At 53.5% G+C, this 20,449-nt stretch carries 19 protein-coding genes and 1 riboswitch; all 19 genes read right to left on the minus strand.

The features are described from left to right. The 19 genes from IEY39_RS23160 to IEY39_RS23250 all read right to left on the minus strand — a co-directional run bounded on the left by IEY39_RS23160 (position 1) and on the right by IEY39_RS23250 (position 20,439). Positions 1–903 carry a glycosyltransferase family 2 protein gene (locus tag IEY39_RS23160; protein WP_188936196.1) on the minus strand — a complete coding sequence of 301 codons (903 nt, stop codon included), beginning with the start codon at positions 901–903 and terminating at the stop codon, positions 1–3. 74 nt (positions 904–977) lie between these two features. Then, positions 978–2,000 (minus strand): sugar transferase, encoded by a 1,023-nt coding sequence (locus IEY39_RS23165; RefSeq protein WP_188936198.1) that lies wholly within the window; start codon positions 1,998–2,000, stop codon positions 978–980. A 330-nt stretch (positions 2,001–2,330) separates the two neighbouring features. Further along, on the minus strand, positions 2,331–2,732 hold the full coding sequence (locus tag IEY39_RS23170) for a response regulator (protein WP_188936200.1): 402 nt from the start codon (positions 2,730–2,732) through the stop codon (positions 2,331–2,333). Positions 2,733–3,138: 406 nt separating this feature from the next. After that, a complete protein-coding gene (locus tag IEY39_RS23175) occupies positions 3,139–3,957 on the minus strand; it encodes a phytanoyl-CoA dioxygenase family protein (RefSeq protein WP_188936202.1) in 819 nt (272 codons plus the stop codon). Between the two features lie 24 nt (positions 3,958–3,981). After that, positions 3,982–5,127, minus strand: a complete 1,146-nt coding sequence (thiH, locus tag IEY39_RS23180; RefSeq protein WP_188936204.1) for a 2-iminoacetate synthase ThiH — start codon at positions 5,125–5,127, stop codon at positions 3,982–3,984. A 10-nt stretch (positions 5,128–5,137) separates the two neighbouring features. Beyond that, a complete protein-coding gene (locus IEY39_RS23185) occupies positions 5,138–5,914 on the minus strand; it encodes a thiazole synthase (protein WP_188936894.1) in 777 nt (258 codons plus the stop codon). Beyond that, a complete protein-coding gene (locus tag IEY39_RS23190) occupies positions 5,895–6,554 on the minus strand; it encodes a thiamine phosphate synthase (RefSeq protein ID WP_229689049.1) in 660 nt (219 codons plus the stop codon). Before IEY39_RS23190 ends, IEY39_RS23185 begins: the two co-directional genes overlap by 20 nt. Then, positions 6,542–7,288 (minus strand): hydroxymethylpyrimidine/phosphomethylpyrimidine kinase, encoded by a 747-nt coding sequence (locus tag IEY39_RS23195; RefSeq protein WP_188936206.1) that lies wholly within the window; start codon positions 7,286–7,288, stop codon positions 6,542–6,544. Before IEY39_RS23195 ends, IEY39_RS23190 begins: the two co-directional genes overlap by 13 nt. Beyond that, positions 7,251–7,862, minus strand: coding sequence for a thiamine phosphate synthase (locus tag IEY39_RS23200; protein ID WP_188936208.1), 612 nt, complete (start codon positions 7,860–7,862; stop codon positions 7,251–7,253). The genes IEY39_RS23195 and IEY39_RS23200 overlap by 38 nt, the downstream gene beginning before the upstream one ends. Then, positions 7,849–9,381 (minus strand): phosphomethylpyrimidine synthase ThiC, encoded by a 1,533-nt coding sequence (gene thiC / locus IEY39_RS23205; protein WP_188936210.1) that lies wholly within the window; start codon positions 9,379–9,381, stop codon positions 7,849–7,851. The genes IEY39_RS23200 and thiC overlap by 14 nt, the downstream gene beginning before the upstream one ends. Before the next feature lie 14 nt (positions 9,382–9,395). Then, on the minus strand, positions 9,396–9,602 hold the full coding sequence (thiS, locus tag IEY39_RS30280; RefSeq protein WP_188936211.1) for a sulfur carrier protein ThiS: 207 nt from the start codon (positions 9,600–9,602) through the stop codon (positions 9,396–9,398). Positions 9,603–9,640: 38 nt separating this feature from the next. Continuing rightward, positions 9,641–9,736, minus strand: a riboswitch (TPP riboswitch). A gap of 20 nt (positions 9,737–9,756) precedes the next feature. After that, positions 9,757–11,103: a glycoside hydrolase family 27 protein gene (locus tag IEY39_RS23215; RefSeq protein ID WP_188936214.1), complete on the minus strand. Its 1,347-nt coding sequence runs from the start codon at positions 11,101–11,103 to the stop codon at positions 9,757–9,759. Positions 11,104–11,109: 6 nt separating this feature from the next. Then, the gene (locus IEY39_RS23220; RefSeq protein WP_188936216.1) at positions 11,110–12,630 is read right to left on the minus strand and encodes an alpha-N-arabinofuranosidase; all 1,521 of its coding nucleotides are present in this window, start codon (positions 12,628–12,630) and stop codon (positions 11,110–11,112) included. A gap of 71 nt (positions 12,631–12,701) precedes the next feature. Continuing rightward, positions 12,702–13,952, minus strand: coding sequence for a glutamate-5-semialdehyde dehydrogenase (locus IEY39_RS23225; protein ID WP_188936218.1), 1,251 nt, complete (start codon positions 13,950–13,952; stop codon positions 12,702–12,704). Between the two features lies 1 nt (position 13,953). Next, positions 13,954–14,988 (minus strand): glutamate 5-kinase, encoded by a 1,035-nt coding sequence (gene proB, locus IEY39_RS23230; protein WP_188936219.1) that lies wholly within the window; start codon positions 14,986–14,988, stop codon positions 13,954–13,956. Positions 14,989–15,011: 23 nt separating this feature from the next. Further along, the gene (locus tag IEY39_RS23235) at positions 15,012–16,001 is read right to left on the minus strand and encodes a Hint domain-containing protein (protein WP_188936221.1); all 990 of its coding nucleotides are present in this window, start codon (positions 15,999–16,001) and stop codon (positions 15,012–15,014) included. Positions 16,002–16,010: 9 nt separating this feature from the next. Next, a complete protein-coding gene (locus IEY39_RS23240; protein WP_188936223.1) occupies positions 16,011–17,192 on the minus strand; it encodes a pyridoxal phosphate-dependent aminotransferase in 1,182 nt (393 codons plus the stop codon). 27 nt (positions 17,193–17,219) lie between these two features. Beyond that, positions 17,220–18,806 carry a flavin monoamine oxidase family protein gene (locus IEY39_RS23245; protein ID WP_229689051.1) on the minus strand — a complete coding sequence of 529 codons (1,587 nt, stop codon included), beginning with the start codon at positions 18,804–18,806 and terminating at the stop codon, positions 17,220–17,222. 85 nt (positions 18,807–18,891) lie between these two features. Then, the gene (locus IEY39_RS23250) at positions 18,892–20,439 is read right to left on the minus strand and encodes a RagB/SusD family nutrient uptake outer membrane protein (protein ID WP_188936227.1); all 1,548 of its coding nucleotides are present in this window, start codon (positions 20,437–20,439) and stop codon (positions 18,892–18,894) included. Positions 20,440–20,449 lie beyond the last annotated feature (10 nt).

Raw genomic sequence — 20,449 nt, forward strand, 5'->3', positions numbered from 1 at the left:
TCAGTTAAAGGTAATGGTGCGATTGAATTGCCATAAAATGCCTTTCCAGAAGGAAGTCAGATGTGCCTTCTGGCCCTTCACCAGGAAACTCAGGGTATTCTTGGGTATGGTGAAGCAAACAAAGTAGAGGATAAACAGGGAAAACGCCAGCGGAGGCGTATTGCGGCGCATAAACAGGATGCGGTTGCGCGTCAGGTAAAAAGTTTTCAACGGGCTCGACTTACCCGTCGTCATCGATTCCTTATGATAGATCAGCGACTTGGGTTGGTAATAGACCTTATAGCCCTGCCGCTTTATCTGTTCGGACCAGTCGAACTCCTCATAATACAGGAAGAATTCCTCCGGCATGGCGCCTACTTCGTCGATGATCCGTCTCGGCACCATCATGGCGCCGCCATGGGCATAATGCGTCTCCTTCATCTGGTCGTACTGGCCATGATCCTTCTCCCGGCACCCGATCATACTGTTGCGCCCGGTGAAAATATTCACCGGGTAATAACCGGCATATTCGATCGTCCCTTTGTCGAAAAAGTAATGGAATTTGGGGCAAACGATCCCCGCATCGGGATGCTCCCGGTACGCCTCCAACAGCCCTTCCAACAGGCCCGGAGTGAATTCAGTATCGTTATTGACAATAAAAAGATAGTCGCCGGATGCTTGCCGGATACCCGCGTTATTACCCGCCGAGAATCCAAGATTGGCGGAATTGCGAACGATCTTTGCCTGGGGACACACGTCAAGGAAGGCCGCGGTAGGGTCTTCATTCGAAGCGTTATCGACCACGATGATCTCGATGTGGGGATAGGTGTTCTGCTCCCGGATGGATACAAGAAAATCACACGTTATTGCGGTATTGTTCCAATTCAGCGCAATAATGGATATTAAAGGGTTATCCCTCAACATGATTGAGACTTTCTTTTAGCTAAGGTACGGTTCTTATTTCTTATACATTTTCCCAGGCGACCGAAAAGGGAGCCTTAGACATTTTCTTTCTGCAGGAGGGCGCCGGGAGTATTAGCGATTATCCAGAAATCGGTGGCAAAATTACAGTTGGTGGCATAGTCGATATCCAGGGAAATCCGCTCTTCTACCGACATATCCTTTGTCCCTCTCTTCTTCACCTGCCAGAGTCCGGTGATCCCCGCCGGCGCCATGAAACGCGCGGCATAATGGTCCGTAGTCAACGTTTCGGCCTCATACAACGGCAGGGGCCGGTTACCGACAAGAGACATATCCCCCAACAACACATTCACCAGCTGCGGCAATTCATCCAGGCTGCTATTCCGCAGGAAACTACCCACTTTCGTGATCCGCGGGTCATTGTTGATCTTAAAGAAGACCGGGCCTTTTACTTCGGCATTATACTGGTTCAGATGGGCCAGATCGGTGATCTTCTTGTCGGCCCCATGAACCATCGTACGAAACTTGTAGAAGTTGAATATCTTATAACCACGGCCGGCACGCTTTGCGATATAAAAGATAGGGCCGCGCGATTCCAGCCGGATGGCAAGGGCGATCAACAGAAAAAGGGGACTCAACAGCAAAAGGGCGACGGAAGCAACCAGGATGTCGAAGGCACGCTTGGTCATCAGGCCAAAACGCAGACTCCGCAGCGACTTCTCCTCGATCTTCGGCGCGACAGTCTCCACATTGGTTTGCGCCTTCATCTTGCGAAGGAAGCGGATCTTCGATACCAGATCCATCTTTTCACAATCTTCCACGAACAGCATCTCATCTGGCCTGACATGCTTGCGGTAAAGCAGCACATCCCTCTCCCCTAACCCGGAGATATCCAGGATAAAAGGGATCGAACGGAGCACAGCATGCTGACGCAGAAATTGATTGAAATGGCTGATAGTGGCAAAATCAAAACGTGCTTCACAGAGGATGACCTCGGGTAACTTGTTCCTACCCTGCTCCACAGTTTTCAGGAGCTCGGCCTTTGTTTTCTCCAATCCTTCCAATACGGATCCTTCTTTGTAAAGCTCTACCAACTTCATAATGTTGGCGCTGTTTCTTCCAATATAGCAGAAGCCGCTGAATTGGAAGTTGCCTGTCTGAGGCAGGTGATAGGACCTAAAAATTACCCGTGAGGAAATTTTTTTGGCCTTTTGTACAGTTTGGGGTGTTAATAATAAATCCATACAACAGGTTTATGTAATCATATATACGGTGGCTCAGAAATACGAAGCTGACTTTCTCATGGCAAGAATAAAATCCGCTTCTTTTTACGATTCAGGGTTATGTTTGCTGTACGCTTTTAATGGGATTAGATTTACCGGTTGAGAACAACCGAGCCCAGGAAGCGAAACTTCCCGGACATTGTGAATCTAACTCGCTAATACGCGATCTTTATCGAACTGTCCGCTGTTCACCAGGTCTTGTATGGCTACCACCAACTCAACCGGGTTAAACGGTTTCATGAAATATTTCAAGACCCCATATTCGACACACCTGGCATCTGTTTCCTTCACATCTGCACCGGATAATACCACAACAGGTATGTCTCCGTACATTCCGCTGCTTGCCAGCTGCTGAATCAGTTCCCAATTCTCCATATCCGGCAACTGGGGGTCTGCTATGATCAGATCGGGTTGTTCCCGATGAGATAAGTAATACATCGCTGAATATCCATCAGGTACTGTCACCACCTGGTAGTCTCTTCCTAATACGGTCTGCAGCAAGAATCTGATAGCTTTGCTATCATCGATAGCCAAAATTTGTTTTTTCATGTCCACTGTGCATTTTGAGGGTTCAAGTAGTTACTTGATCTTTCAAGGATGGCAATGGAAATACTCCGGCTAACACGAGGTATTGGCTTCAAGAAAAATGCTTCTGATAAGTTAGAAGCTGGCTTTACAAAATAGCAATGTGGATTATGGCTTTCTTACTAATTCCAGACCTACTTTAAGATCACGGGAATTTCAAGGATGGTGGGTTGATCAAAAGCTATACATGAAAGAGTTATAATTAGCCCAATATTCAGAGGATTATTAGAATATGGCAGGCGTTAATAGTGAGGTGAAGGTACACATTACTTTTTTACTTTTCAAATTATTTGGTGAATATTTTTGGTTTCGAACGCTAAATTGGGACTTTTTCCCGAATTGAGGAATACCCTGTTTAGAGTATTTTTTTCTACAATATGAGTGGGTTCAAATCCGACATCGCCAGCCTTCCGGGCGGCAGCCCGCTCAACCACATATTCAGCTCGTTCACCTGCGCAGGATGCACCGGCTGCGCAACCCTGGCGCCATCCGCCATATACGTAATCGTCATCATCTCCCGCCGCCGGTCGGACAGATTCGCCGAAGTATGGTGCACCGTATTCCCATAATGCCACGTGGCATCGCCGGCCCTCATCCCCGCCGCCCGGCTAAGGGGAAAATGCTGTTCGCGGATATATTTCCGATAGGTAGAGTCCGGTTCGGACGATAGCTTGGGGTCCATAATCGTGCCATACTTATGCGAACCCGTAGCAAAAACAAACATCCCCATTTCGATACTCTGGTCCGTCAGCGCCATCGCCATCGTCACGGTATCAGCCGTATCCAGAGGCCAATAATATTGGTCCTGGTGCCAGTACGTAGCGCCGCCCCCTGCCTCCTTGAACAATGCATGGTCATGATAGATTCTCACATTAGCCACACCAAGCAAATCTGCTGCCACCTTGCCCAGTCGTTTCGAAAGAACCAGCTGCCGCACCCCTTCATCATGTCGCCACAGGTTCACCATCTGGCCAAATGCCCGCCCATAGATGCCCTTCTCCGGCAACCTCCGCTTCTCCCGGCTCTGCCTCTTCACCGCCTCCACCACCTGTTGGCGGTAGACGGCAACCTCTACTGTGGAAAGGACACCCCGAACCCGCACATGCCCATTATTGCGGAATTCATCCCGTTGTGCCGTGGATATCTCCCGGAAGCCCTCCAGGGAAGGTATGGTTTTCACCTGCGCCATATCGGCTTGTAAATTAGCCTATCCTTATTTCATTTGCAACACCGTGTCCCAATCCTTCCACACCGCATCATACCCCTGCCGCCGGATCATCGCAGCAATCTCGGCCGGGCTCCGGTGATCATGGATCTCAAATTGCTCCAACGACGCCCGATCCACCGCATAACCACCCGGGTTCGTACGTGACCCGGCACTCATCGACGTAATCCCCAGCCGCACCACATGGTCCCGGAATACCGGGCTTTCCCGCGTAGACAGGGAAAGCTCCACCTCCTCGTCAAGCAAGCGGTAGGCACAGATGAGTTGCACCAGCTCCCGGTCGGACATCTCCACCTTTGGCGTAATTCCCCCGGAAGAGGGCCTCAACCGCACATCCTCCTCCCCCGCATGCGGCCGTAACCGCGGAAACGAGATCGAATACCTCGTCCGCCAATACCTGTTCTCCAGGTACCGCAAATGCAACCCCGTAAACCAGCTGTCAGTCCGCCAGTCCTCCAACCCGATCAACACGCCAAGCCCCATCTTGTAGATCCCGGCCTTCCCCAGCCGGTCAGGCGTCTCCAGGCGGTAGCCAAAGTTGGATTTCCTGCCCCTGGGATGATGCAGCCTATAGTCCTCCCGGTGATAGGTCTCCTGGTAGACCAGTACGGTATGCAGCCCGTGTTCCATCAACAGGGAATACTCCGCCTGGTCCAGGGGCTGTACTTCCATGGACAAATGCGCGAAATGGGGTCGCACGACATCCAGGGCCCTTACAAAATAATCCACCCCAACAGTCTGGTTGGCTTCGCCGCTGACCAATAACACATGCTCATATCCCATCTCCTTAATAGCCGACACCTCGGTAAGCAATTCCCCCGCGCTAAGTGTACGTCGGGCAATCCTGTTCTCATAGCTGAACCCGCAATAAGTGCAAATATTCTGACACTCGTTGGAGAGATACAGCGGGATATATAGCTGTATCACCTTCCCAAAACGTTTTTGCGTCACCTGCTGGCTCAGCCGTGCCATCTCTTCCAGGTAGGGGGCCGCGACAGGCGAAAGCAACGCTTTAAGGTCCTCCAGGTCACGCGCCGGCTTACCCAACGCCCGCTCTACATCCCGGGCCGTCTTGCTGTAGATGTCCTGCTTTACACGGCCCCATTCATACTTATCAAATACTTCCGAAAACATACGCAGTTGATTAATCCAAAAATGCCGTCAGCGGGCTGCTCGCCACGGCTTCCGTAGCAACTGGAGCCAGCCGGGCCTCGAAAGCCATCCGCCCGCTCTCTACCGCAAGACGAAAAGCTGCTGCCATCTTCACCGGGTCGGCACTCACCGCAATAGCCGTATTCACCAGCACGGCGTCTGCACCCATCTCCATCGCCCTGGCCGCATCGGAAGGCGCCCCGATACCCGCATCTACCACCACCGGCACCCGGCTCTGGGCAATAATGATCTCCAGAAAATCAGCCGTCTTTAATCCCTTATTGCTGCCGATAGGCGAACCAAGCGGCATCACCGCCGCTACCCCTACTTCTTCCAGCCGCTTGCAAAGCACCGGATCGGCATGGATATACGGCAGCACCACAAACCCTCGCTTGACCAACTCTTCCGCCGCGATGAGGGTTTCCACCCCATCAGGCATCAACCAGCGTGGATCAGGATGTATCTCCAGCTTGAGCCAATTGGTGCCAAGGGCTTCACGCGCCAGCTCAGCCGCGAACACCGCCTCCCGGGAATTACGCACCCCCGAAGTGTTGGGCAACAAATGCAGGCGCGGATGCCGCAGGTATTTTAACAGCTGGTCTTCCTCACTCCCATTCTTATGTGCTCGTGCATCTACCCGCCGCAACGCCACCGTCACCAATTCACTCCCGCTGGCCAGCAACGCTTCCTCCATAATAGCAAGCGCTCCGAATTTCCCGGTACCCGTAAACAACCGGGAATGAAATGTTTTATCTGCTATGGTCAACATCATCGTATAGTTTAATTTCTTCCTCCAATGTCCTGACAACCTGCCGCCGGTCGCCCGCATGCACCAGCATCCCCGAAAAAGCAATGCCATGCAAACCCGCCTTCAACAGCGGAACAGCATCCTTCATCCCGATGCCGCCGATGGCCACCACCGGCAGATGCATCGCCTCCTTCCTCATCTGGTTCATCGTCCGCTGGTAACCCTCCAACCCAAGCGTCGGGCTAAGATTCTTCTTGGTGGTCGTATAACGGTAAGGACCAAGACCGATATAGTCCGCCCCCTGCCGCAAGTGCTCCCGGATGTCTTCTACCGTATTGGCCGTCCCGCCGATGATGGCACCTCCACCCAGTATCCGCCGGGCCTCGCTAACCGCCATATCCTGCTTTCCAAGATGCACGCCATGCGCCCCCACCTCCGCTGCGACGGCCACCCGGTCGTTGATGATCAGGACGGAATCCCAGTCGGAACATATCTTCTTCGCCGCCCGCGCCGCCGCCAATACTTCCTCATCCGAAGCCAGCTTCATCCGCAGCTGTATCCACCGGATACCCGCCTGACAAGCCTCTTCCACCTGCCGGACATGACCCACCGGCACATCATCCATCGTCAAAAAATGTAATCGGGCGATCATTGGTGCCATCCTAACAAACTTTTATTACTGCTTAGAAATCGTTCGACATATTCCTTGGCCTTCGCTGCCGCCTCGGACAATGGCCTCTCCAACGCCAGGTTCGCGGTCAAAGCAGATGCCAGCACACACCCCGAACCATGTTTGGGATGAACCGCCAGGCCACCCACCGGCTCCAACACCTGCACCGCCCCGCCGGCGAACAAATAATCCCTGCCCGGATGCTCAGGGTGATGCCCGCCCTTCAAAAACACCCGGCAACCCGATTGCGTCGTTAACATCCGGCATCGCTCAAGCACATCGCCATCGGCATACAACCACCCCATCTCCTCCCAATTGGGCGTCATCAGGTAACATTGCGCCGCCACCTCCTCCCAACCCGCAGTCTTCCTCCAGAAATCAGTTCCACTACTGGCCCTGATCACCGGGTCCCAAACTACCCGCACCGAGGGATTATGCTGCTTCAAATGCCGGATGATGCTCCCCGCCGCCTCTGTGGAATCGGTGATCCCCATCTTCACCCAGTCAAAACCGGCTGCGTCAAAACAAACATCTATTTGTTCAAACACGCTTGTCTCCGGCAGCCAATCCACCCGCCGGATCACCCGTTCGTTCTGGAAGGTCATCGCAGTACATACCGCATAACCATAGACGGCATGCGCTTCCAGCGTCTTGACATCCGCCAGCACACCCGCCCCGCCACTGGGGTCATAACCCGCCACCACCAAGACTCTTGGCCGCTCCATCTATCGCTGTTTTTAATTGTTCGTAACGCTGCACCGCCTTCCCCGGCTCCTCCCATATCCAACCCAACACCGCCGCACCCTGCCATCCCCGCCGCACCAGCTCTCCGATGGTCTTCGCCCCAATCCCGCCAAGCCCGACAGGCTTGCAGGGTAGCGCGACCGCCGGAATCGACAACAAGGCCGGATTCGCCCGATAACCTTTTTTGGAAATACTATCGAACAAGGGGCTGATAAAGGCATACTCCAGTCCATCCGGCAACACGCAAAACGCTTCCCAACTATGCACCGACATGGACGCCCGGAGCCCCATCCCCTCACCGATACCCACCGGTCCATGAATTTGAGGGACACCAAAACGTACCGCTAGATCCGGCTCATAATGCAACACAAGCCGGGAAGCCCACCGCGGCGCCAGCCGCTCCACCAACCGCGTTAATTCCACCTTGCTCATCTCTGGCTTGCGCAGATGCAATCGCTCCACCCCCGCTTCGAGTAATTCCTCTAACCGGTCGGCCTCTCCTTCAAAACTTCCCGGCAAGGTCAGCACCGCTATAAAAAAGTTACTGCTCAGCATACGCTCTCACTTCCTGGGTGATTTGCATACTACAGAAATGTGGCCCGCACATCGAACAAAAATGTGCAATCTTCGCGCCTTCCGCCGGCAACGTCTCGTCATGAAAGCTCCGCGCCGTATCCGGATCCAGTGAAAGATTGAACTGATCCTGCCAGCGAAACTCAAACCGGGCCTTACTAAGCGCATCATCCCTCAACCGCGCACCGGGATGCCCTTTCGCCAGATCGGCAGCATGCGCCGCTATCTTATAGGCAATGACGCCATCCTTTACATCCTTCTTATTGGGCAACCCCAGATGCTCCTTTGGCGTCACATAGCAAAGCATCGCCGTCCCATACCAGCCGATCATCGCTGCCCCGATCGCCGACGTGATATGATCATACCCCGGCGCAATATCCGTCGTCAACGGCCCTAACGTATAAAAAGGCGCTTCCTGGCAAATTTCCAGCTGCTTGTCCATATTCTCCTTGATAAGATGCATGGGGATATGCCCGGGTCCCTCGATGATCACCTGGCAGTCCTGCTCCCAGGCCTTCTTCGTCAATTCTCCCAGCGTTTCCAGTTCGGCAAACTGCGCCGCGTCATTGGCGTCGGCGATAGAGCCGGGCCGCAATCCATCTCCCAGCGAGAAAGAAACATCATAGGCCTTCATGATCTCGCAGATCTCGCCAAAATGCGTATAGAGAAAGCTTTCCTTATGATGGGCCAGACACCATTTGGCCATGATAGAGCCCCCACGCGATACAATACCCGTCACCCGCCTGGCCGTCAGCGGGATATAACGCAACAGGACACCCGCATGTATCGTAAAGTAATCCACCCCCTGCTCGGCCTGCTCGATCAGCGTGTCGCGATAGATTGGCCAGGTAAGTTCCTCGGCCTTGCCGCCTACCTTTTCCAACGCCTGGTAGATCGGCACCGTACCCACCGGCACCGGCGAATTACGCAGTATCCATTCCCGGGTCTCATGGATTTCCCGCCCGGTGGAAAGGTCCATAATCGTATCCGCCCCCCAACGACAGGCCCACACCGCCTTTTCTACTTCTTCCTCGATGCTCGAACGGACAACCGAATTACCGATATTGGCATTTATCTTCACCAAAAAATTCCGCCCGATGATCATCGGCTCGGTCTCCGGATGGTTGATATTGGCAGGGATCACCGCCCGCCCCCTCGCAACCTCGTCCCGAACAAACTCCGGCGTGATACCGCCTCCCTCACGAACAGCAATGTACTCCATCTCCGGGGTAATGATCCCCTTCCGCGCGTAATGCATCTGTGTCACATTCCCTCCACCCCTTCTTTCATTCACCCACGCTTCCCGCACCTTCGGCAACCCCTTGTTCACATCGATGTCGATGTCAGGGTCTGTATACGCGCCACTGGTATCATACACCGTTACAGGTCCATCACCTGTCTGTATCTCTCGCATGGCCACCTGCATAGGATGCAGCTTCCCGGGGACATAAATTTTCCGCGATGCGGGAAAGGGCTCCCGGCTGATGATTGTTTGATTCATATCGATAAAATTTGTCAGCCCCCCTGCGTCGCCCTGATGACAAAAACCCTATCCCCGGCCTGCAACCGATAGTTCACCCACTCCGGACGGGGCACCACCATCTCATTGACGGCAATAGCTATTCCGTCCGCTTGCACGATCTGCAAAAGCGGGAGCACATCGGCGACTCGGCCGCCATCAGGTAACTCGAAGGACTGCTGATTAATAAACACCTCTGGCATAGAAAAGGCATAAAATAGAGGTGCTGCGAAACGCAAAAAGAGGAAGTCCGTCTTTTCCCTTCGCCGGTATTATCCGGATCAGGTTTTGAGGGTATCATCTCAGCCCGAGTAAACGAGCACCCCTAAAGTACGCCCTAAAGGTAGGGAAATCTTACTAACGAGAAATAATTTTTAAAAGTGCACATCCATGTGCAGGCAACATCCGCTGATACCGCTTCCGAAATACTCCCACATCCTGCTGCTGCCAGCAATCATGCACCATCACCGCATGCCGGAAGCCTAACATAGTCATATCCACTCCTACTTCCTTCGCGGTATCACTGATATTGAACAATCCAACATACTTTGTCCCGGCATCCCCATCGGATACCCACACCATCTTCCCATCCGCTTTCTCCACCTGCCGCGGATTCGACCCATGCTGGTTCACCTCGACAACTTCTCCATTGCTGAACAATCGTTTCTCCACGTCCCTATTCTCCGGCAGATTGCCCCCGATGATCAACGGCGACCGGTAGATACACCAGAACGTAAAATGTGTCATCAGTTCATCCTCCGTAAACCGGCTATATCGCTCTGGCCCTACCGGTCCACGCTTCGAGACCTTCCCTATCTGCAACATATCGCAATCCGGCCAATGACCCGGTCCACCAACCCCCTGCCACTTCCTGGCATAATCGAACATCTTCAACATCTCCGGCCAGCTGTCCCAAAAATCATCCGCCATCCGCCACATATTCCCAAATGTCTTCACATGCACCGAGTCAGCCAGCGGAGTCTCACCCGGCGAAAGGCTAAGGGCAATAGGTCTCCCGCAGGCAGCGATCGCCTTCCGGTATCCTTCAATCTCAGCTGCGCTGTACGGCCTGGAAATATCATCCACCTTGATAAAATCGACATCCCACCCGGCATAAAGGGCCAGCAAAGAATTCAGATATTCCTGTGCCCCCGGCTTCCGCATGTCCAACCCATACATGTGATTCATCCAGGGACATTTCGAATTGGTATCCGCAATCGCATCGGCCGTAATACCACCTGCTCCCATCACCGGGCTATGCGCCCATACAGCCTGGCGCGGAATACCCCGCATAACATGGATACCGAATTTCAATCCCAGCGAATGCACATAATCCGCCAACGGCTTAAAACCCTTGCCGCCAAATGCAGAGGGAAATTTGTCGACATGCGGCTGCAACCGCCCCCATTCATCCATGGCCAGCCAGGGCACATAACTTCCATCCTGTAACCTCAGTTGAAAGGGATTACCGATATGGCTTCCCGGCGGGTTATCATACGCCCAGAGGAAGTCGACCACAATATATTGCCAGCCGAACCGGCTCAGGTTTTGCGCCATATACTCCGCATTGGCCCTCACTTCGTCTTCATGCACCGCCGAGCCAAAACAATTATAGCTGTTCCAACCCATCGGCGGGGTCATCGCCACCTGTGCCTGCACGCGGGTCGCAAACAATAATAAAAACAACCAGCTCCACTTTCGCATAGCATCTTATTTCAATTCCAGGACTACTACCGACATGGCCGGCAATTCTACTACAAGGTCTGCCCCTTCTTTCTTCGCCCCGTTGAATACCGCCGGCTTCACCCGGTTGGGGTCATCAAATGTATTGACATCGGTAAATTTGGCGGAAGTAAGTACCTGCCCTTCCACCGTCTTGAAGGCAATACCCGGCAGATTGACCCGGACATTGATCTTTTTCGCCGGGTCCAGGTTGACGAAAGAGACATGCACCGTCCCGCTGCTGTCCTTGGAAGCAGAGGCATTCACAGCCGGGATCTTCTCCCCGCCATGCACATAGTCGGGACTCCACAAATGTATCGGTAACGACCGTGCATCCTGGTGTATTTTGTAGAGGTCGAAAACATAGTAAGTAGGAGTCAACACCATCTTATCCTTCTCGGTCAGCACCAGCGACTGCAGGACATTCACCGTCTGTGCCAGGTTGGCCATCTTCACCCTGTCCGCATGGTTGTTGAAAATATTGAGCGTCGTGCCCGCGATGAGTGCGTCCCGCAAACTGTTCTGCTGATAGAGGAAGGCGGGATTGGTGCCCGGCTCCGCATCCGTCCAGATGCCCCACTCATCGACGACAAGCGCCATCCGTTTGCGGGGATCGTACTTGTCCATGATGGCGGAATGCCGGCTCACGATCGTCTCCATCCGCAGACAAGCGGCCATGGCCCGGAAATACAGGTCCTCATTGAACTGCGTTGCCGAACCCTTATGCTCCCAGCTGCCCGCCAGGGTATAATAATGCATCGAGATGCCCCAGGTGTGCCCACGGTTGATATTCTTCATCACGGTCTCCGTCCAGTTATAATCGTCGCTGTTGGCCCCGCTGGCGATGAGCTTCAGCTGGCTGCCGGGATAGTTTCTGCAGAACTCGGAATACCGGTTGTATTCACCCGCATAATACTCGGGCGTCATACCGCCGCCGCAACCCCAGCTCTCATTTCCCACACCCCAGAAAGAGACATCCCAGGGCTGATCCCGCCCGTTCTGCCGGCGCAGGTCGGCCAGCGTACTCTTTCCGCCATAATTGAGGTATTCCAGCCAGTCGGCCATTTCTGCAGGCGTACCGGAGCCTACATTCCCGGCGATATAGGGTTGACAGCCCAGCAGATCGCAGAGCTGAAGAAATTCATGCGTGCCAAAACTGTTGTCTTCCGAGACCATGCCCCACGTGGTGTTCACCGTGTGCTTGCGCTGATCGCGCGGACCGATGGCATCCCGCCAGTGGTACATATCCGCGAAACAACCTCCCGGCCAGCGCAACACCGGAACCCGAATTTTCTTCAACGCCTCCACCACATCCATCCGGATATGATCACCCGTCCAGAATCCATCATAAATACATCGCCCGAGATCTTCGGAAAAATGCCCATAAATATTACGGCTGATCACCGGCCCCGAAGTATCGCGTATCGTCACTCCTGCGCCATTCTGCGCGAAAAGCCCGACGGAAAAGAAAAGAAACAAAAGGGAGAAAAGGTTCCTGGCATGTTTCATATGCATGATCGTTTTAGGAACCCTAAATTAATCGTTTTTTTGACAATTAATAATTTTTTTCTGCTGGCGGCTCACCCCCTTATCTGCCCCGTCCCCCGGATGATCCATTTCTCCGTCACCAGCTTCTCCAATGCAAACGGCCCGCGCGCATGCAGCTTCTGTGTCGAAATGCCGATCTCCGCCCCAAGCCCGAGTTCCTCCCCATCGGTAAACCGCGTGGATGCATTCGCATACACCGCCGCCGCATCCACTTCTGCCAGAAACCGCTCACAATGTTGCTTATTCCGCGAAACGATCGCCTCCGAGTGCTTCGTTGAATACGTATCGATATGCTCCAACGCCTCATCTATGTCCTTCACGACCTTCACAGCGCATTTCAGGTCAAGCCACTCCCTTGCATAATCCTCCGCTTTCGCCCGCTGCAGGTGCGGATACCCGGCCAGCAGCCCTGCCGCCTCTTTATCCGCAAATACCTCTACCCCAAACCGGCCGAAAGGCTCCCGCAAAAGCTTCAACAGCTTCGGCGCAATCGCTTTGTCGACCAACAGCGTATCCATCGAATTGCATACGGAAGGTCTCGACACCTTCGCGTTGACGACGATGTCCACCGCCTTGTCCAGGTCGGCTTCTTTCTCGACATAGACATGACAAACCCCCGCCCCCGTCTCGATCACGGGGACAAGGCTGTTGGCTCGCACATAGCGGATCAACCCCTCCGAACCGCGTGGGATAATTACATCCACCCAACGCGTAGCAGTGAACAACTCCTGCACCACTTCCCGTTCGGGCGGCAGCAACGTCACACAATCCGGATTGATCCCGGAGGCTTTCAATGCTTTTTTGATTAGAACCAGCGCCTCCCTGTTGGTATCAGCCGCTTCCTGGCTGCCCTTGAGCAGACAGGCATTACGGCTCCGCAGGCAAAGGGCTGCAATATCGAAAGTAACATTGGGTCGCGACTCATAGATCGCCCCCACTACCCCCAGCGGCACTGCCCGCTTCTCTACCTTCAATCCATTGGCCAGGGTCCTGCTGTCCAGCAGCCGCCCCGAAGGGTCCGGCAACCGGCTCACCTTACGGATACTCTGCGCAATCGCTTTTATCCGCTTCTCATTCAGCAGCAGCCGGTCATTACGTGGGTTGTCGGGGTCCTGGCGCAAGAGGTCCTTGGCATTTGCCCTCATCAGGCCCGCACTATCATCTTCCAGGCTCTTCGCCAGTGATTGTAATGCCGACTTTATCTGCCGGTCACTGGCCCGTCTCAACTCCACGGCCGCACGATGGGTCTTCCTGATCAGCGGCTGTATACTCTTTGTTTCCATATTAAAATAATACTATGTCGTCCGCATGCGCGGCAATCGTATTCTTACTCTTCAGGGTTGCGGTCATCTCACTCACCCCCAACTTGACTTTGGCTACTCCCACAATCTGCTCTTCCTCGTCTTTCAGCTGTACTACCTCCCCGGCTGCAAACTTCCCCTGTAGCCGCCGGATCCCGACACTCAGCAGGCTATGCCGTTGCTCCAGGGCCCGCACAGCCCCCTTGTCCAGGTAAAGGCTCCCAAGCGTGATAGACCCACTGGCCAGCCATTTCTGCCGGGCCCTGAGATTGGACACCCGGGGCGTAAAACTCGTACCCGATCGCCCCGCCAGCGCTTCGGCAAAAGGTTCCACACCGCCAAGCCCACAGATCACCACCCTGATCCCCAGCGATGTAGCCAGTCGCGTAAAGGTTAACTTGGACAGCATCCCCCCCAATCCCAGGCTGCTCTTGCCCTTCTGGACAAATCCCATGATGCGGCCATCTACCTTTTCCACCTGGGGGATTATCTTCCCATCTCCATCCATAAATCCACCTACGGATGTACAAAGCAGCAACGCCTCGGCATCGAACCCGATAGCGGTGAGCGTAGCTAATTCATCGTTGTCGGAAAACTTCAGCTCCACATTGCTGACGAGGTCGTTCTCGTTCATCACCGGCAGAATGCCGTTCTTCCAGAATTCCTCAAAGGTCTCTTTTAATTGCAGGAAACGCGGCCGGCTCGAGAAGTGATGCCGCTCGCACAGGGCCTGCGCCACCGGTATGTTATATGCGGAAAAATGCTTTTGATAATCTCGGATGAGGATGGGATTACCAACCGCCGCCGCAGCCTTCCTTTCAGCCAACGTACCCTTATACCCGGAAAAGAAACCGCGGCCGCTGCCTACTGCCCCGCTCGACACCAGGATCATCCTGTACCTGCCGGTAAGGGCGGCAATCCCCGCCGCCACCTTCTTGATCGTCGCCTGGACGATCTCTCCCTTCTCATTCGTAAGAACCGCCGTACCTAATTTTATAACCAATACAGGTTTTTGCATCCCGCGAAAATAAGCAAAACCCGTTACTTCTGCCTCACCACCACGCCGTTCATGATCAGCGTGCTCCCTTCGTTGGCGACGATATTGTACACGCGCTGCATCCCCCCAGCCGCCTCCGTCTTATCCCAAACCTCGAATTCATCATACCGCCCCGCATCGAGACACAATACCTTGTCCCCAACCTTCACCTCTCCCGCCTTTTTCTCGCCGGCCGCCGTCGACATGGGGTGATTGGGCGTCGCTTCCAACACCCGTGACGACAACACCACTTCCCGCTCCCCCGTCTCCCGGACAGCAACCAGCAACAGCCGCGTAATGGCGTAGTTCTTTGCTTCATGCATCGTCAGCTCCTTCACCACCACCATCTTCTCAAGATGTGTGGCAGGGTCCACCGTCACCACTTCATCCCCGGCTCTGACTTCGGAAAGCGGTTTCTTCAAGCCGCCCGCCAGCACAACCTCCATGTCCCCGGGAAAACAGATGTCATTGCCATATGTTCCGGCCTCCCGGCTCACTTCCTTACCCATGGCGCCCGTCGCGCTCCGGTATAGCTGGTAACCCAGCTCCTTCGACAACACATAAGACAGCTTGAGCACAAAGAACTGCTCCTCCTTATCAATGGCATGAATGTCTTCAAAGTACTTTTCCCATACTTTCCCATCTGCTTTATACCCCGGCAGACAGGCCGTATAACGCTTGCCGTTCTCCGTAGTGTAATAGATGACAGTGCCCAGCTCTATCCGCCCTTCCTTGAGGATCAGCCTGTACAAGTCGATCCGCTTTCTTTTCCCATCATCTCCCGTAATAAAATAGGGCCTGCCAAAACCATTGTGATCGAGGATATAGGCATTTTCAAATTTGACATAGGTGTCTTTGTCGGGATCGCCGACGGCAAAGGTCTTGGCCTTCTCATACTCCGCCATCGTAAGGGCCCGGCTGGCCGCCGAATCCTGGGCGCGCACAGCGATAATGCAGGCCACCAGCAGGCAGCCCGATACAATGAATTTCTTCATCCGATGAATTTAGCTTATTTCCTTAAATGCGGTAGCAAACGCTTCCATCTCGTCCATCCTTCCAATACTTATCCGGCACCATTCCTGGTTATTGAATTTCCAGAAACGCACGCCTACACCCCGCTTCATCATCTCCTCGGTAAATTGTTTGCCTTCCATCTTAATGGGGAAAAGCACAAAATTCGCACTCGAGGGAATATAGGTATAGCCTTCCTTCTTCAACACCTCGTAGAGAAATTCCTTGGAGGTAACGGTCTTCTTCAACGCAGCGTCGAGATATTCCCGATCCTGGTAAGTAGCAATTGCTGCCTGCAGGGTAGTCGCCGTAATCGACATCGAAGCCTCGGTATACAGCGACAGTTTCTTGATGATATCCGGCTGTGTCACCACGTAACCAAGACGCAGCCCTGCAAAGCCGTACAGCTTGGAGAAGGTTCTGGCGACAATGATATTGGGCATCGAATTGGCCATCGGGATCAGGGTCGTACCCTGCGGATCGGGCAAATAATCGATATAGGCTTCGTCGACAAACACCGGCACCCGTTTGGACACCCGCTCTACAAACGCTTTCAGCTGCGCGGTATCGACCACGGTGGCCGTCGGATTGTTGGGATTACAGACATACACAAGACCCGTATTCTCATCGATAGCCTTTTCCATCGCCACCAGGTCGAGTTTATAGTCAGCCGTCAGCGGAACCTTCACCCACTTCTCTCCCATCCGCGTAGCCTTGGTCGGCAGGTCTTCGTATGAGGGGTCGCCGGTGATGATATTCCCTCCCGGCTTACTGTAATACAAGGCCGCCGCCATCAACAAAGGAGAAGAACCCGAAGCCATCAGGATGTTCTCTTCCTTGATACCTTCGAAATCAGCGATCTTCTTGGTCAGATCGGGCATCGAGCGGAAAGGGTATTGGTAACTGGTCGGCAACGCTTCCATAATGGCTTTCTTTGCCTTGTCGGAAGGGCCAAAAGGATTTTCATTGGCAAAGAGCCGGGCCTTCAACGGCGCCGGTGCATTCAGGGCAATCGTTTTTTCTGTCCAGGCTTCTTGGTAAAGGATCGGCGAATCCCCCGGTTTTACGATCACCGGGCTGGCCTGTACTTTGTCCAGCATGCCGGCTCCAAAAGAAAGCCCACCGGCTAATAAAGCGCCCCTCTTAAGAAGGGTGCGACGACTGATTGTGCCCATAAGAGTATATTTTTGGTGGTTGAATACTTAGCTCCCAAAAACCGGATACGAAAATCGCTGCCCCGTCACCCGGCTATGCAGGGCCGCCACTACACTCCGCGCCGACTCCAAAGCCCCCGCCATCCACGCATTCAGATAGGTCATGTGCTCACCAGCGAAATACACCTGTTTGTCCGGTTGCAGCAACGCCTTGTACAACGTCTGACGCTCATCCGCCGAATACAGCGCCCATCCGCCCATATTGTATTTCGTCTTATGCCAGCTCACCGAAAAAGAACGCTCAAACTCCTGCCGGTACTGTGGATGGATCAGGCTGCCCTTCTCCAATGCCAATTGTTCGCGCTGTTCATAAGTCAAATTACCCGTCGCTACTGCCTTCTCATTAAAGTTATAATATCCTATCAAGATTCCCTTACCGCCCAAATAATCGTAGGAGGGATAGAAAATTTGTGTCAACTGGTTGTTGGTATGAGTGATACCACCATAAATACCTTCATCTTCCTCCCAGAAACGGCGCTTAAACTGCAGTCCGATCTTCCCGGTGGACATATATACGATAGAGTCGATGGCCCGGCTGGCGTCGGATGAAAAGTTATGGTCGATATTGCTCAGCACCGGCAGCGGAATCGTACAAATGCAAAGATCGGCCTGCATCGTCTTCTCCCCAGTCTTATCCTTATACCCTACCTGCACCCCCTTCTCCAGGTTACGAATGTGGCGCACCTCCGAGCCCATGCGGATCAGCCGGCCCACCTTCTGCTCGAATGCCGCCGCAATCCTGTCCATCCCACCTACAGCCTGGAAAAGGGTTCCCTGCAATTCATAGGTATATTCCGCCACATTATAAAAATCCGGGTCCAGCAAACCCGACTGCAACATCGCCAGTAACGTCATCGGCTCCCCGATCTTTCCTTCCCGGTCGCCCGGCCCCGGCGATTCGCTATATCCCCGGCGGGCAGACGCTTTATATAATTTGTCGATATCCAACCCGCCTTCCGCTCGCAGGTATTCTATCACCTTCAACGTATCCTCCTTGCTCATCTCTACATCTATCTTTCCGCCATCCATCGCCTTGGCAAGCAATTCCGCCATCCACCCACGCACATCACTATGCGCTTCCCTTACTCTCACCTTCTTATTAGACAAAGGCCCCTTGCCCTCACTGTAGTAATAGGTGTTCTCGTTGACATTATTATACACCTGAATGGGCACACTCAGTTCCTTACAGTAATGCAGCGTCAGCCCATGGTGATGAGGTATCCGCGACGGACCGGCATTGAAATACTGCCCTGCATCGAACCCGGCTGTATGCAGTCCTCCCCCCGTTTCCTCATTCGTCGCTCCCTTGCGGACACTCCAGCAACGCCCGCCTGTCCTTTCCCGGGCCTCCAATATCGTACATCGATAACCCAGCTTATCCAACTCATAGGCTGCCGCCATTCCGGCCAGTCCCGCCCCCAGGATCACCACTTCCTTCCCATCACCACTCCCTTCCAGCCGGAAAGGATGCGCCGGTGCAGCCGGCACCAACCCCATCGCCATCATCGCCGGATAAGCCCCCCCGGCTAAAACTCTCGTTCGCCTGATAAATTCCCTGCGTGTTAAATTCGTCAAATAATAAAATATTAAAATACTTATTTGAAGATACAAAAAAAGCCGGATGCAAATGCATCCGGCTTGCAAAAACCATTTTAGCATATTAGTAACCGGGATTTTGATACATTTTTACCGGGTCAAGTATCGTCTCGTTATAGGGTATTGGATAGTATTCATCCTTTGTACTGAAATTCGCAATCTGCGCCAGCCCCCAATCCGCCTGGTTCTTGGAATGGATATAGGTTACGAGGTCGTTGATGCTGAAGAATCGAAGCAGGTCGAACCATCGATGGTGCTCGAACGCCAGCTCACTCCGCCGCTCATGCAATATCGCCAGCTTCAGATTAGGAAATTTTTGCATATAGTTGGGGTCCGTACTGCTGGAAACCTCATAGGTAGGCAGCCCCGCGCGAGTCCTCACAATATCGAGGTATTGAATGGCCTGCGCCGTTTTGCCATAATACATATTCACCTCCGCCAGCATCAGGATGACATCGGCATACCGCATCATCGGGAAGTCATTACCGCCATAACCATTCTGCCCGGCCGCCGCACTGGTATCCCGGAATTTGGAAACATACCAGTCCTTCACCGTGTGGAAGGTGTCATAGGTCATGTTCCAGGTAGCCCGCGGATCATTCGCCTCGTATTCCTTCACAAGGTCGTGAGTGACATTATACCCTACACCGCTGGACACCCTCTTGAAGTAGACGTTGACAACCTCTCCCTGTGCCTGCGCATCGGCAGCGATATGCGAGTAATAGGTAGGATCACCCTGGATGAAGACGATCTGCCAGATCAGCTCGGGGCATGTCGCCTTCTTGGCTACATTGAAATTATCCGTATAAGGAATACCCGACAGATTGGTAAAGGTCCGCTCATTATAGCAGGTGGTCAGGTAATAGTTGGCACTGTCAAGATCGCTGTTGGGCGCCGCTCCGCTATTGCCTCCATCCAGCGTAGCAAACTTCGTCAGATAAACCTGCCCCAGCAGGAAATTCACCGCCTGCAACGACGCATGCCCGCGGTTGGCCGAAGGCTGCACCACCGGCAGACCACTGTGAGCGGCAGCAGTGAGGTCGGCGATGATTTGATTATACACCAGTGGAGTCTTCACCCGGTAGGTGGAGTCGGTTATCTGGGCCGGCGTAGTCAGCGGAACGGTAGTCATAGGAATATCCCCCCATTTCCTCACCAGATGGAACAGGATCAGCGCTCGCAGGAATTGAGCTTCCGCAGTATACTGCGGCCGGAGACTGTCGGTAAAAGTCACTTTGTTGATATTGGCCAGCACCTGGTTGCACTGGGCAATCACGGCAAACATGGCCTTCCAATGCCCATAGAGATAGGAATTCGTAGGCAATAAAGAAAAATTATTGAACTGAAACGGCTCCCCCGCATTGGATTGGTTGTCGTTGGTGCCGGTGTCATCCGACCGCTGGTCAGTATAGAGATCGCTCTCTTCCCCAAGAGCACTATTACTCCGCATCAGGTTGTAACAGCCGTTGAGGGCTAACAGCACATCCGTCTCGGAAACAAAGTATTGAGATACGGTTATCGCATCAGGGTTGGACTGCTCCAGGAAGCTCTTCTTGCAACTGCAGAAGAGGATGAGGAACATGGCTATCGCCTGGACAAATTTCTGTTTCATCGTATAAGTT

This window comes from Puia dinghuensis, assembly GCF_014642875.1.
Taxonomy (GTDB): domain Bacteria; phylum Bacteroidota; class Bacteroidia; order Chitinophagales; family Chitinophagaceae; genus Puia; species Puia dinghuensis.

Excerpts from the sequence above, each read along its gene's own strand:
- IEY39_RS23160 (WP_188936196.1), bottom strand. The coding sequence starts at position 903 with ATGTTGAGGGATAACCCTTTAATATCCATTATTGCGCTGAATTGGAAC.
- IEY39_RS23165 (WP_188936198.1), bottom strand. The coding sequence starts at position 2,000 with ATGAAGTTGGTAGAGCTTTACAAAGAAGGATCCGTATTGGAAGGATTG.
- IEY39_RS23170 (WP_188936200.1), bottom strand. The coding sequence starts at position 2,732 with ATGAAAAAACAAATTTTGGCTATCGATGATAGCAAAGCTATCAGATTC.
- IEY39_RS23175 (WP_188936202.1), bottom strand. The coding sequence starts at position 3,957 with ATGGCGCAGGTGAAAACCATACCTTCCCTGGAGGGCTTCCGGGAGATA.
- thiH (WP_188936204.1), bottom strand. The coding sequence starts at position 5,127 with ATGTTTTCGGAAGTATTTGATAAGTATGAATGGGGCCGTGTAAAGCAG.
- IEY39_RS23185 (WP_188936894.1), bottom strand. The coding sequence starts at position 5,914 with ATGTTGACCATAGCAGATAAAACATTTCATTCCCGGTTGTTTACGGGT.
- IEY39_RS23190 (WP_229689049.1), bottom strand. The coding sequence starts at position 6,554 with ATGGCACCAATGATCGCCCGATTACATTTTTTGACGATGGATGATGTG.
- IEY39_RS23195 (WP_188936206.1), bottom strand. The coding sequence starts at position 7,288 with ATGGAGCGGCCAAGAGTCTTGGTGGTGGCGGGTTATGACCCCAGTGGC.
- IEY39_RS23200 (WP_188936208.1), bottom strand. The coding sequence starts at position 7,862 with ATGCTGAGCAGTAACTTTTTTATAGCGGTGCTGACCTTGCCGGGAAGT.
- thiC (WP_188936210.1), bottom strand. The coding sequence starts at position 9,381 with ATGAATCAAACAATCATCAGCCGGGAGCCCTTTCCCGCATCGCGGAAA.
- thiS (WP_188936211.1), bottom strand. The coding sequence starts at position 9,602 with ATGCCAGAGGTGTTTATTAATCAGCAGTCCTTCGAGTTACCTGATGGC.
- IEY39_RS23215 (WP_188936214.1), bottom strand. The coding sequence starts at position 11,103 with ATGCGAAAGTGGAGCTGGTTGTTTTTATTATTGTTTGCGACCCGCGTG.
- IEY39_RS23220 (WP_188936216.1), bottom strand. The coding sequence starts at position 12,630 with ATGAAACATGCCAGGAACCTTTTCTCCCTTTTGTTTCTTTTCTTTTCC.
- IEY39_RS23225 (WP_188936218.1), bottom strand. The coding sequence starts at position 13,952 with ATGGAAACAAAGAGTATACAGCCGCTGATCAGGAAGACCCATCGTGCG.
- proB (WP_188936219.1), bottom strand. The coding sequence starts at position 14,988 with ATGCAAAAACCTGTATTGGTTATAAAATTAGGTACGGCGGTTCTTACG.
- IEY39_RS23235 (WP_188936221.1), bottom strand. The coding sequence starts at position 16,001 with ATGAAGAAATTCATTGTATCGGGCTGCCTGCTGGTGGCCTGCATTATC.
- IEY39_RS23240 (WP_188936223.1), bottom strand. The coding sequence starts at position 17,192 with ATGGGCACAATCAGTCGTCGCACCCTTCTTAAGAGGGGCGCTTTATTA.
- IEY39_RS23250 (WP_188936227.1), bottom strand. The coding sequence starts at position 20,439 with ATGAAACAGAAATTTGTCCAGGCGATAGCCATGTTCCTCATCCTCTTC.